The 11,883-nt window shown below is 66.6% G+C and carries 11 protein-coding genes; 6 read left to right on the forward strand and 5 right to left on the reverse strand.

Annotated elements, in window-relative coordinates:
- From VH326_RS05540 to VH326_RS05550, 3 genes are all read right to left on the reverse strand, one after another.
- The coding region (locus VH326_RS05540) for a terminase large subunit domain-containing protein (protein WP_329630807.1) at positions 1–871 on the reverse strand (871 nt) is incomplete at its 3' end.
- On the reverse strand, positions 861–1,388 hold the full coding sequence (locus tag VH326_RS05545) for a hypothetical protein (RefSeq protein ID WP_329630808.1): 528 nt from the start codon (positions 1,386–1,388) through the stop codon (positions 861–863). The genes VH326_RS05545 and VH326_RS05540, both read right to left, overlap by 11 nt.
- A gap of 119 nt (positions 1,389–1,507) precedes the next feature.
- Positions 1,508–3,205 carry a M20/M25/M40 family metallo-hydrolase gene (locus tag VH326_RS05550; protein ID WP_329630809.1) on the reverse strand — a complete coding sequence of 566 codons (1,698 nt, stop codon included), beginning with the start codon at positions 3,203–3,205 and terminating at the stop codon, positions 1,508–1,510.
- A 118-nt stretch (positions 3,206–3,323) separates the two neighbouring features.
- On the opposite strand from VH326_RS05550, the gene VH326_RS05555 reads away from it, so the two are divergent.
- The 5 genes from VH326_RS05555 to VH326_RS05575 all read left to right on the forward strand — a co-directional run bounded on the left by VH326_RS05555 (position 3,324) and on the right by VH326_RS05575 (position 8,408).
- Positions 3,324–4,202, forward strand: a complete 879-nt coding sequence (locus VH326_RS05555; RefSeq protein ID WP_329630810.1) for a hypothetical protein — start codon at positions 3,324–3,326, stop codon at positions 4,200–4,202.
- Positions 4,203–4,458: 256 nt separating this feature from the next.
- The gene (locus tag VH326_RS05560) at positions 4,459–5,088 is read left to right on the forward strand and encodes a hypothetical protein (protein ID WP_329630811.1); all 630 of its coding nucleotides are present in this window, start codon (positions 4,459–4,461) and stop codon (positions 5,086–5,088) included.
- Between the two features lie 170 nt (positions 5,089–5,258).
- Positions 5,259–5,645 carry a hypothetical protein gene (locus VH326_RS05565; RefSeq protein WP_329630812.1) on the forward strand — a complete coding sequence of 129 codons (387 nt, stop codon included), beginning with the start codon at positions 5,259–5,261 and terminating at the stop codon, positions 5,643–5,645.
- Complete coding sequence (locus VH326_RS05570; protein WP_329630813.1) at positions 5,629–6,885, forward strand: hypothetical protein; 1,257 nt, start codon at positions 5,629–5,631, stop codon at positions 6,883–6,885. Before VH326_RS05565 ends, VH326_RS05570 begins: the two co-directional genes overlap by 17 nt.
- Before the next feature lie 857 nt (positions 6,886–7,742).
- Positions 7,743–8,408 (forward strand): DUF6975 family protein, encoded by a 666-nt coding sequence (locus VH326_RS05575; protein ID WP_329630814.1) that lies wholly within the window; start codon positions 7,743–7,745, stop codon positions 8,406–8,408.
- Between the two features lie 9 nt (positions 8,409–8,417).
- Here VH326_RS05575 and VH326_RS05580 read toward each other — a convergent pair whose 3' ends face one another.
- Positions 8,418–9,215 carry a class I SAM-dependent methyltransferase gene (locus VH326_RS05580; protein WP_329630815.1) on the reverse strand — a complete coding sequence of 266 codons (798 nt, stop codon included), beginning with the start codon at positions 9,213–9,215 and terminating at the stop codon, positions 8,418–8,420.
- Positions 9,216–9,377: 162 nt separating this feature from the next.
- Between VH326_RS05580 and VH326_RS05585 the strand changes: the two genes are divergently transcribed.
- Complete coding sequence (locus VH326_RS05585) at positions 9,378–10,238, forward strand: MoxR family ATPase (RefSeq protein ID WP_329630890.1); 861 nt, start codon at positions 9,378–9,380, stop codon at positions 10,236–10,238.
- Positions 10,239–10,301: 63 nt separating this feature from the next.
- Here VH326_RS05585 and VH326_RS05590 read toward each other — a convergent pair whose 3' ends face one another.
- The gene (locus VH326_RS05590) at positions 10,302–11,786 is read right to left on the reverse strand and encodes a hypothetical protein (RefSeq protein WP_329630816.1); all 1,485 of its coding nucleotides are present in this window, start codon (positions 11,784–11,786) and stop codon (positions 10,302–10,304) included.
- Between the last annotated feature and the right edge of the window lie 97 nt (positions 11,787–11,883).

Below are 11,883 nucleotides of genomic sequence, written 5' to 3' on the forward strand. Positions count from 1 at the left end.
GGGGCGCCCCCACCACCGCTTCGCGGTCCCCCTCCCCGTCCCGGGGAGGATTTAGGCGGCATCTCGCGATCAGTTCCACGCTCCACAACGCGCCGGCCGCATCCGGCAGCAGCTCGCCATCGAGCTCCTGACGCCCGAGCCGCGAGCCTTCGTAGAGCTCGGTCACGCGCTGCTTGTACGCGGCCGAGATGTGCGGGTTGGCGCGGGTCGGGCCGCCGGTGACGACCGAGCTCTTCTCGGCCATGATCGCGCTCAGCACCGGGCCGGGGCGCGGGGTGGTGGTGACGAGCGTTTGCGGAGCGAGGCCGAGGCGCAGGCCGAGCTGGAGCATGTCCCAGCTGTCCTGCGGCTTTTCCCACTTGGCGAGTTCGTCGCACCACGCGGCGTGATGCTCCGGGCCGCGCAGCATTTCGGGCGACGCGCCGGAGAACAGGATCGCCTCCGCGCCGGTGCGGAACTTGAGGCGGCGAAGGCTCGGGTGCCATTCGGTCAGCCAGGCATCGGCGACGGTGAGCAGCCCGCTGCGCCCCTCGACCATCACGCGGCGCGCATCCTCCAGCGTCGCGCCGATCAACGCGATGCGCAGGTCGGCGGGGCCGAGCGCGATCAGCCGGGTCACCCAATGCGCACCAGTCAGCGTCTTGCCGAACCCGCGCCCGGCCTTGAGCACCCAGGTCGACCAGGGGGTGCCGTCGGGAAGGCCTTCGGGCGGGTGCTGGCCGTGATGCGCCCAGCTCGTCCAGTCGCGGTCGAGCGAATCGCCCTCCTGCTCGCCGAGCATCCGCACCGCCTGCTCGCGCAGATGCGGCGGGAGCGAGCCGAGATACGCGGCGATGTCGAGGTCGGGCGGGAGCAGGCGCTCAGGCTTCATCGGGCACCGGTGCGGGGAGCGCGCGGCGCGCCGCCTCGATCGCTTCGAGCTTGGTGAGGATCGATTCGCGGACCTGGTCGAGGCTGCGCGGGCGCGCGCGCCAGCCGGGGCGGCGCCCTTCGCCCTTGACGCTGGCGCGGTGCAGCCCGAGCACCGCGATGGCGTCGCGCACGGTCATTTCGGGGATCGGCGTGTCGGGATCGGGCACGAGGCCCTCCATCGCGTCGGCGGCGCGGCCGACCAGCGCCATTTCGATGCGGGCATAGCCTTGCGCGAGCGCGGCCTGCCAGCGTTCGGCGAACACCGGGTCGGCGCTGCGGCGGCGGTAGATCGCTTCCTTGCTGAACCCGCAGGCGGCGGCGGCGGCGGTGACGTTGCAGCTGGCGGCGAGGTGATCGAGGAATTTCGCCTCGGCCTCGTCGGTCCAGCGGTGGCCGGTGATGGTGACGACCTGCGGCCCGTCCTTGCCGTGTTTGACTCGCGTGCTGCCGCTGCGTCCGTCGCTCGCCGAGCCCATTGCATTCTCCCGTCAGGCGGTTATGTGTTCTCCTTTTGTTTCACGCGAAATCCTACATTGCAAGGATTCCGTGGGGCGTGGGCGTGGGCGTGGGCGTGCGCTTGGGGGCGGGGCGCGGCTCAGTGATCGCTGCTGTACACCGCGATGCTCGGCGCGACCGGATCGAGCAGCACCCAGAGCGCGATGCCGAGCGCTGCGGCGAGCAGGAGTGCTGCGGCGAGGTCGCTGCGGCGGCGTGCCACCGGCGGGGTCAGCGGGAGCAGGAGCAGCGCGCTGACGCCGAGCGGGAGCGCCGCGATCATCGGCGTCTTGGGCCCGACCGCCTCGAGCAGGAAGAAGCCGAAGCCGAGCATGTAGCCGACCCCGAGCATCGCCGCGACGGCGCTGGCGATCACGCCGGTGGTCGTGCCGAACCAGCGCCAGCTCGCCGCCGCCAGCCCGCCGAGCATCAGCGGCACCGCGAGCGGGTACGCCGCGGTCGGCGCGGTCGCCTGGGCGAGGATCGCGAGCAGCACGAGCGGTAAGGCCGCCCCCGCAATGCTTCCCGCGTTCGGCCGCAGCCACCGCCCGCGCGCCACCACCAACGCCGCGAGGCAGACGAGCAGCGCCTGCGCCTCGAGCCGCGGGATCGCCGCGAGCCGGTCGTAATAATTGACCGCACCGCCCGCGCCCGAGACGAGGTTGACCAGCCACAGCAGCAGCCCCGCGCCGAGGATCAGCGCGAGCATCGCCCCCGCGCCGGTCGCGACCTCGCCCAGCGTCCCGCGCCGCCACGCCGCGCCCGCATAGCCCGCGACGCCGACCAGCAGGATCAGCCAGCCGACCCATGCCGCATAGCTCACGAACACCAGCCCGAATGCGTCGAAGAACACGCGATCGGGCGCCGCACCCGGCAGCGCCGGCGCCGCGAGCAGCCCGCGAGTCAGATCGAGCACTTGCCGCCCCATGTCCTGCAACGCGCCGTGGTCGAGCGCATCCGGAGTCGCGGTCGGCGAATGATATTGCGACGGGCGGCCGATGAACGCGTAGTTGAACCCCGGCACACCGAGCCGCTTCGCCACCGTGTAATCGGTCGAATTGGGCAGCTTCTTGTAGATGAACACGCTGAGCGAGGTCGCGACCGGCCGCGCGACGCTGCGCCGCATCAGGTCGATCATCGCGCCATTGTCCGCGCCGGTCTCGAACATCTGCGCGCGGCCGCCGCCGCCGCGAGTCTCGAGGTTGACGATCACCCCGACATGCCCGCGGCGCGGGTCGCTCGCGAAGAACGCCTTCACCCCCTCCAGCCCCAGTTCCTCGCCGTCGGTCAGCAGCACCATCAAGTCGCGCGCCGGCTGATGCCCGCCGGCGCGGATCGCACGCACCGTCTCGAGCAGCGACACCACACCCGCGGCGTCGTCCGCAGCGCCCGGCGATCCCCACACGCTGTCGTGATGCGCCATCAGCAGCACCGCCGGCGCCGAGCGGTCGCGTCCGGGCAGGACCGCAACGATGTTGGTCAGCGGCGGCGTGGCGTCGGACTTGCTCCAGTTCGCCAGCCGCTTGGCGCCTTCGTCGTCCATCGTGCCGGTCGCCTCGGCAACCTCCATCCCCATGCCGCGCAGACGCTGGATCAGGTAGGCGCGCACCGCGGCGTCCTCGGCGCTGCCGGTCGGGTGCGGCGCTCGGCCGATCACGCGGTCGTCGGTCATCGCGCGTGCAGCGGAGAAGTCGGTCGCGGGCGCATCCGTCCCGGCCGGCCCCGGCGGCGTCGTCGCCACCACCGCCAGGATCACCGCGCCGACGATCGCCGCCAGCAACGCCCACCAGTTCCGCATCCGCCCGCTCCTCTATTTTCGGCGCACGCTAGGGGCGCACGCGGCGGCGCACAACAATCGTCTCCGCTTCGGTCGCATCGCCTTGTCGCGCCCGCGCGCTTGTGCCGATGACGGCGGCATGGATGTGCCCCAGTCCCCTGCCCCCGGTGACGTCGTCACCGCGTCCGAACTCGTCCGCCGGTTCGGATGGTGGCGCGAGCGCGCGCTCGTATCGCCCGTCTACGTCCTCCACCGCGGCAAGCCGCGGCTGGTGCTCGCTTCGGTCGAGCTGATCGAACGGCTGTGCCGGACGCACCAGCCCGAAGGCGACGAGGACCGCCGACTCACCGCCCTGCTCGACGGTTCGCCCGACATGATCGTGATCGCCCACCCAACGGGCGCGATCGTCGCTGCCAGCCGATCGGTCCGCGCGCGGTTCGGCGACGATGCCGCGCCCGGTGCCCCCGTCGCAGCGCTGGTCGCAGCCGATGCAGCGGCGGCCTTGCTCCAGTCGATCGGCCGCGTCGCCGAATTCGCGCTGGCGGAGACGGTCGAACTGACCCTCGCCGGCGAACCGGCGCGCCCGGTAACGCTGGCGATCGCGCCGCATCCCGACGGGGTCGCGCTGTTCGGACGCGACGCCGCGCATGCCGTGGAGGATCGCGATTCGTTCGACCAGACTTTTGCCATGTCCTCCGGCGCCGCGGTCGCGCGGATCGACGAGCACGGCTTCCTCGACGGCCCGCACACCACGCTGTCGGCGCTGACCGGCGTCCCGGGCCCGATGCTGTCGTCGATGCGGCTGGTCTCGCTGTTCGCGCTTCCCGCGCGCGCCGAAGTCGCCGCCGTCATCGCCGCGGTCGCCACCGACGGCACCCCCCGAGCGGTCTCGGCGCCGTTGCTCACGCAGGACGAACCGCGCCAAGTCACCGCTTCGTTCGCCCCGCGCCGCCGCGGCGACTGGATCCGAGGCGTCGTCGCGCTGATCGTAGCCAGCGCTCAGGCGGACGACTCTTAGTCGCAGCGCTTTACCCGACGCCCAACCGGGGTCATGCGAACCACGTCTGCTTTGCGCCCCAATGCCGGTCGTACAGCTCTGCCTTGAGCGATCCCGAAAGCGGTCGTTGAACTAACACCGATTGCTTATGTCCTAGCGAAGATCGGCAGCGAACCGAATCCTGGAGAATGGAGCGTTCTCTGATCGATTGATGGTGGTCGGAAGCAGGCTGCATACCACCTTTTAGAATATTGTTGACGAAGGAGAATGATCAACAATGGCGAGGCGCGGAAGAGAGCAACATCCGTGGACGAACCAGCCGGGCAGGCTGGTGATTCATGATAACCCCTACGACATTCTTGCGAAGCTGAACTGGGAGGCGAACGAGTTCGAGCTCAAGCGCGCCGATCCCGAAAAGCCGATCGACGTTGATGGTATGGTCTATCTTCTGCAGAACGCCTGCATCTCGACCGCATCACTCGTCGAATGGCTTGAGAAAGCCGCGCACGCCGAGGCGCGCAGTCAAGGAAGACAAATTGACATAGCGCTGTTCGATAAAGAGGTCCTGACCTGGTTACCGGACCTCGCGTTGGCAAGGGCGATCGCCAACACGTTCAAGCATGCGACCTACCGAGACGAGGGATGGGGTGACGCCGAAGTCAGGCTGGAAGTTCTCTTCTCGGCCGAGCAACTCCAACGGCTGAAGGTTGCGGAAGGCACCGAGGGCTTTGCCGCTCTCTATGAGGAAGAGGCCGCCGAAGTAGATTTCGCGCTTACGTTCGTGCGCAACCACGACAAGCACCAGCTTGCTGCCGGCGTTTTTGTGGTCGGTCTTGCCCATGGGGGGCTTCGACTTCTCGACCACACCTTCCAGGAGTTCGATCGCTTCTTCGCCAGCAAGACGTGACGGCAAGCGCGGGCGATTGAATGCGACGCCATCACCGGAGCTAATTTTTGGTGGGTTACCGTGGTCGCCAGTCCCTGCCGCTCATAGACATCCCATATTCTCGGCCGACGTCTTGTTGCAGGGTGGGCGTTTTAATCGCTATCCTCGGGACGATGCCCAGGCCGAAACAAATGCCTCCACGCGCCCCTCTCACCAAGGAGCAGATCGAGCTAGCAAGCTACCTCGGCAGCCCCGAGCATAAGGTGAAGCGCTTCTGGGGCGGATTGCCGCAGGCGTGGATCGGTCCCGATGGCAAGGCAAAGCGGCCAAAAAAGCAGAAGACCAATATTTGCCACCGGACGACCGAGGAAGAGCGGGATGAAGCAAGCGGCTGGGTGCAGGCAGCGCTGAGCGCGGGACAGCTTCGCTTTTGCGACGGCGATGGTACTTTTCCGAAACATATCTGGTATCGAGACAAGGAAGGGCAGTTCTGGTTCGGATTCGCTGTCAATCAGACGGCAGGAACATATAAGGGCTGGCCCATCACTGAGGCTGAGAAACTTGAAGCATTCGATTGAATGGCTGGACGATGCGGAGAACGCCGTGCCCGAGGAGCGCGCGACGGTTGGAGACCTGCGTCTTTGGCTCAACGGGCAGAATGTCACCACCCATATCAGCGGCAGCGATCTTGATGACCATGTGACGGTCGCGCTGTTCGGGTTGGTCAACGGCTTGGCTCATGACTGGTGGACGATCTTCGGATCGCGCGACCGAGAGTTTTCGCTGCGCCGCTATCGCACTGGCTACCTATTGCCCGATGTCCGCTTCTATTTCGACGGCGCCGCCTTTGAAGTGAGTGCGCATGAATGCGCCTATGTCGATCCAGATCTCCGGTTCCTGAGCGGGACGCAGGAGGTCCTCAGCCGGGCGGATGGTGAAGCCTGGCTGGGTGGACTGATTACCGACACGCTGGCGCGATTAAAGGATCGCGGCCTGCCAACGAACAGCGCGGCGATCCGGTGGGAGCGGGTCCAGTCCTCGCGCCGCTCCCGGGAGCGGTTCTTCTGCGAGGCGGCCGGGAGCCTCGGCCTCGATCCTTATAATATCGCCGACAAGCTCGCCGGATTTATCGAAAGCGCGGAATTGGTCTTCGACGATGAGCCGCTTATCGAGTTCGTTAGCGACGCCGCGAATGTCGATCAGGCCCGGCTCATCGGCTGGGTCGAGAGGATGATGCGGATCAAGGGGCACCAATATCGGCTCGCCGAACTTCGCCCGATCGTCGACCAGCTCGCCAGAAACGCGCAGCCGCACGCGAGCGGGCAGGCCTGGGCTATAGGCTATCGGCGCGCCCGCGCGATGCGCCGCGCGCTCCACCTCAAACCGTCCCAGGCATTTGCTAGCTTCATCGAGTTGGCCGAGAAGCTTGGGTCGAAGAACTTTACGCTTGCACCCAAGGTCGACGGGATTAATGCCCTGCGGCGGGAAGGTGCGCACGGAATCAATGTCCATATCCGGAACCACGGCGAGCGCGATTTCGCACCGTCGATGCACCTTTTTGCACTGGCTCGGGCGGTCGGCGACGCTGCCTGTTTTCCGTCTGAGGAAGCCGCGCCGATCAACAGCCTGCAGAATGCCTATCGTCAGGCAGCCGGTCGCGCTTTCGCCGCTGAATTCCTCGCGCCCATCGACGAGATTCAGTCGATGCGGGCGGACGACAAGGACCAATATACGATCGCCAGCACCTTCAGCGTGGCTCCGCAGGTCGTCTATCACCAGCTCGAGAATAAAAAGCGCATCGCCCAAGCCTGCGCCTGAGCAATAGACCTCACGCAGCGATTGCGGTTACCCGCCCGAAATGCCTGGATCACGGCCATTAGCCCCGCGGAGATATATCGGCGCGTTGGGTAGCTGCCCGGCCGCTATCAGCCTTGCAATGGCCGGTTTTGGTGGGAGCGGACTTCCCACAGCCCAAACGGAAAGGCGTGAGTTGGTCGGGACCTCCCGGTGTGAACCATCAGCCAGCAGCGGCAGCAATTACATCAATCGTCTGAAAGCCGCCTGTCTGAAAGCGGCCCAGAATTCCGCCTAATTACGAAGAGCTTCTATTGTGGCAGCTTTCGGGCGCGCCTCACACCATCGTCGACGACACTGTGAGGCCGATGCTCTTAGGACCTTGCATTGGATTCATTAGCTCCCCAAATGCCGCAATGCGCGGATGCAAGCTCGATCGCCAACGCGCCTTGAATCTCTCGCCCGATGGGATCGTTGGGTGGCCGGTGCATTTATTAGATGCGCCAGCATCGAGCCGCTCAACGCTCCGGATTCGGAGCCGAAAAATGAGCAAATTGAGCTCTTTTGCGTTCAAAATCGGACATGACGTTCTCGTGTCCGTGGTTGTTGTACTTATCTTGAGCATCTTTAAATAAGTGGTGGAGCCCCGCTCGCCTATGCCAGCGGGGCTTTTCACGTGCTAGGCTTATAAAGCAGGTTGTTTGCCCTAGTCCGCTTCCTACGCCGGGCCACCGAAAGCCGTCAGACCGCAACCGGCCCACGAGCCGACCCGAAGCCACGACCCTTGCGACATGCTTAAGCTCGCATAAACCGGGTCTTTACGCGCTTCGGTATAGTCCTTGCCCCACAAAGCCCGAAATCCGTTGGGCAGATGGGGAAGCATGCCAGTCGAAACCGTCCCGTTCGATCGCCGTCCTGGCAGCTGGAGCGTGCTTGCCACGCTCGCCGATGCCGACGGCAGCGCGCATCACCCGTACGTCCAGGCGATGTGTGCGCCCAAGGCGACGACTCGCGACCTCGCCGATGCGATCCACTTGCTGTGCGCGTTGCACGGCCGCCATCCTGGGGTGATCGATCATGCCCTGTCGCATGGCCCCGGCGCGGTTGCCGAATCGTGGCTCGAGGAAGCCGCGTCGGCGTTTGCCGAGGAGCGCGCGTTGCTCGCGCGGCTGACCGCCGCCGCCGGCCCGATCCCTTCCACCCCCGGCCAGGCCGAATCCGAAGCCGCGGTCACCGCGCAATGCCGCGCGCTGGACATGCTCGCGCAATCCGACCGCACCGGCTGCGCGATGGGCGCGACGATCGCGCTGGCGCTCGATTGGCGCGCGGTCCGGCGCTTGCTCGACGCGGCAGCCGAGCGTGCGGGGTTCGGCGCGCTGCCGTCGACGCTGCCGCTCGACGCCGAGACCGAGACTCTCGCCGCTGCGCTCGCGGCCGATCCCGCAGTCGAGCGCGCGATGAGTTTCGGCGCGCAGCAATTGCTCGCGCAGCACCGCGCGCTGTGGGACTTGGCCGACGCCAGGAAGAGCGCGCGCGACCGCCACTGAGCGCCGCCTTCAGGTAAGCGAGAGCACGCGGCCGGTCACGGCGTTGGCGCGCGATGCGTAGGTGACCTGGCCCGACGCGTCGGCGGGCATGCGGGCGCGCAGATGCCGCTGGATCGCGGCGCGATCGTCCGCGCCCAACGGGCTGCCTGCCGAGATCATGCCGAGCGCGATCTGGACCGACGCCCAGAAATCGTCGAAATCCGCGAAGCTGCGCGACACGGTGATCTCGCGCGTGGCGACATCGCTCAGCCCCGCTGCGACCCAGCAGGCACGCAACGCGTCCATCCGCGAAACCTCCGCGCTCGGCGGCAGCATCGGCGAAACGCCGAGCGCGCGCAGCTCGTCCTGGAGCGGCGCCATCGGGAAGCCTTCGGGCTCGAGCAGATCCCAGACATAGGCCGAGATCGTCCCGCCGGGCTTCACCACGCGCCGCATTTCGGCGACGCCCTGCGCGGGATCGGGGACGAAGAACAGCACCAGCGCCATGACCGCGGCGTCGAAACTGTCGTCGTCGAACGGCAAAGCGGTGGCCCCGCCGCACCGGAACTCGGCCACGCCCGCCGTGTGCCGCGAGCGCGCGAAGTCGAGCTGGCCTTCGGAAGGGTCGACGCCGACCACCCTGGCGGGGGCGCAGCGTTCGACCAGCAGCTCGGTGAACGCGCCGTTGCCGCACCCGACGTCGATCCAGCTTTGGCCCGCCGGCGGCGCCAGCCAGGCGAGGAATTGCTCGCCGACGAGGCGGCTCCACACCCCCATCATGCGCTCGTACGCCGCGCCGTCGTCGAACCGTATCTGGTTTTCGCTCATTGCGAACTCCCCTCTTTGCCATGGAGGATCGCCGATATCCCGGTGCGAGGCAATCGCGCTCGACGCTCGGCGTCGCGAATCGGCGCACACGGCTAGGGCTTGCGCGCGCTCGACCCCCTGCCTAACCAAACCCGACATTCGAAAAAGCCGGGACCGTCCATGATTCGCTTTGCAGGCACCGAAAGTTACGTCGCGACCGAGGACCTCAAGGTCGCGGTCAACGCCGCGGTGACGCTGCGCCGGCCGCTGCTGGTCAAGGGCGAGCCTGGGACGGGCAAGACCGTGCTCGCCTACGAGATCGCCAAGGCGGTCGGCGCGCCGCTGATCGAGTGGAACGTCAAGTCGACCACCAAGGCGCAGCAGGGCCTGTACGAATATGACGCGGTGGCGCGGTTGCGCGACGGCCAGCTCGGCGACGAGCGCGTGCACGACATTTCGAACTATATCCGCCGCGGCAAATTGTGGGAGGCGTTCACCGCGCCGGAGGTCCCCGTCCTGCTGATCGACGAGATCGACAAGGCCGACATCGAGTTCCCCAACGATCTGCTCCAGGAACTCGATCGCATGGAATTCCATGTCTACGAGACCAAGCAGACGGTGCGTGCCGTGGAACGCCCGATCGTCGTGATCACCTCGAACAACGAAAAGGAACTGCCCGACGCGTTCCTGCGCCGCTGTTTCTTCCACTATATCAAGTTCCCCGACCGCGAGACGATGCAGGCGATCGTCGACGTGCATTTCCCGGGCATCCAGAAGATCCTGGTGTCGAAGGCGATGGACATTTTCTACGACGTTCGCGACGTGCCGGGGCTCAAGAAGAAGCCGTCGACCAGCGAATTGCTCGACTGGCTCAAGCTGCTGCTCCACGAGGACATGCCGCTCGACGTGCTCCAGAACCGCGACCCGACCAAGGCGATCCCCCCCTTGCACGGCGCGCTGCTCAAGAACGAGCAGGACGTGATGCTGTTCGAGCGGCTGGCGTTCATGGCCAAGCGCCAGCAGGGCGGCGGAGTGCGGCCCTAAGGTCGGGCGGCGCCGCAACCGCCGCGCCGGATCCCTATTCCCCCCAAGCGGCTCGCCGCGCGCTTACTCGCGCGCGGGCGCGCCCGAATATTGGTTGGTACGCCGGCCGGTGAACTGGATTCGAGTCAGCATCGGCATCGGCTGGTTCTTCGGCCCGACCGCACTCCACCACAAAGGCAGCGACTTGAACGCGAACACCTCGTCGAAATCGGTCGCCGTAGCGCCGGCGTCCATCGCTTGCGTCCCGAGCCGGTTCTGGAACCACTTCATCCACAGCGCCGATCCCGGCGCCGGCGAACAGATATTGGGGGCGCCGCCCTTGACCGGCTTGCCGTCATTCCCGCAGGCGAGGAACGGCGGGTTCGACTGTCCCTTGGGCGGCGGGAAAGACGGCAGCAGGAAGGTCGGGAACGCATGGTTAGCGGCGTTCCATTGCGACGTGCTGTGGCAGCTCATGCAGCCCGAATCGGGCGCGTTGGGCAAGACCTTCCCGTTGACCGCGATGGCGTTGGTCGCGCCGTCGTTCGGGCCCGACAGCCGACCGCCGAACCCCAGGGTTTGAGTCGCGTAAAGCGGCGCGGCGGGGTTGATCCAGTTCTCGGTCAGCGTCGCGGTCGACGAGGTCGCCTGCGGATCGTTGCCCCATTGCGCGCCGAGCGGCACCATCTTGTCCCAGATATCGCCCGGACGCGTCGAATCGTAGACCAGGGTCATGAACACCCAGCCGGTCTTCGGCGCCGACTGGCTGTCCTTCACGACGATGTCGAACTGCGCGATATAGCCTGGAACGACGGTCGGGGCGGCAGGGACGTCGGCGTTGCAGTCGATCGGAATGAACATGTTCCATTGCTGCGCGCCGGTCATCGCGTCCCACCAGCCGGTCGGTTGGTTCGGGTCGATCGACTGGAACAGCGCCGCCTTGACGACGATCGCGCCCTCGGCGAACTGGAAATTGGCGGTCTGGACGTTGGGCCGCATCGCGGTTTTGCCCCACACGCTGTACAAGGATGCCGCCGCGCGCTTGTCGTAATAGGTCAGCACGCGCGTATCGAACGACGCGCGCAACCCGGTATTGGGAAAGAAGCTGGGGCCGAACGCGCCCGCGCAATAGGTGCCTTGCAACGGATCGCGCAGGCTGCCGACCCATGGCTCGTTATACCAGCCCGCGGCGGCGGCATCGAAGCCGCTGCCCTGGGCGATCAGCGCGCGCGCGTTGGTGGCGACGGCGGCCTTGAGCGCTTCGGCATAAGCCGGCGCGTTCTTGGTGGTGATCAGCCCGTTGCCGATCGCCGTCCGCCATGGCGCATTGGTGATCGGCGGCAGCGGCGCCGTCGGCCAGTCGTGGCTCAGCGTGAAGGTGGTCATCCCCGGCGGCGGCACGCTGCCGTCGCTGTTCTGGAACGGCGTGGCACCGCGCAGCGCCGCCATCCGCACATTGGCGGCGGCGCCCAGCGACTTGCTCGCGGTCTGCGAATACGTCGCGTGCCAGGCAACGAACGATCCCGAAACCAGCATCGACGCGACCAGATATTTGCTGAACCTGCCCATGATCTGCCTCCCTGTCTTCACAGTCGTACTTCGTCACGACTTAGAGGCACAGCATCACGACGATGATCAGAAAAGATAAGCGCGCAAACTCTATTTG

Origin of the sequence: Sphingomonas sp. (assembly GCF_036269755.1) — a bacterium.
Classification (GTDB): Bacteria; Pseudomonadota; Alphaproteobacteria; order Sphingomonadales; family Sphingomonadaceae; genus Sphingomonas.

Bases quoted from the DNA above. Each gene is read 5' to 3' on its own strand.
- VH326_RS05545 (WP_329630808.1), bottom strand. From the start codon at position 1,388: ATGGGCTCGGCGAGCGACGGACGCAGCGGCAGCACGCGAGTCAAACAC.
- VH326_RS05550 (WP_329630809.1), bottom strand. From the start codon at position 3,205: ATGCGGAACTGGTGGGCGTTGCTGGCGGCGATCGTCGGCGCGGTGATC.
- VH326_RS05555 (WP_329630810.1), top strand. From the start codon at position 3,324: ATGGATGTGCCCCAGTCCCCTGCCCCCGGTGACGTCGTCACCGCGTCC.
- VH326_RS05560 (WP_329630811.1), top strand. From the start codon at position 4,459: ATGGCGAGGCGCGGAAGAGAGCAACATCCGTGGACGAACCAGCCGGGC.
- VH326_RS05565 (WP_329630812.1), top strand. From the start codon at position 5,259: ATGCCTCCACGCGCCCCTCTCACCAAGGAGCAGATCGAGCTAGCAAGC.
- VH326_RS05575 (WP_329630814.1), top strand. From the start codon at position 7,743: ATGCCAGTCGAAACCGTCCCGTTCGATCGCCGTCCTGGCAGCTGGAGC.
- VH326_RS05580 (WP_329630815.1), bottom strand. From the start codon at position 9,215: ATGAGCGAAAACCAGATACGGTTCGACGACGGCGCGGCGTACGAGCGC.
- VH326_RS05590 (WP_329630816.1), bottom strand. From the start codon at position 11,786: ATGGGCAGGTTCAGCAAATATCTGGTCGCGTCGATGCTGGTTTCGGGA.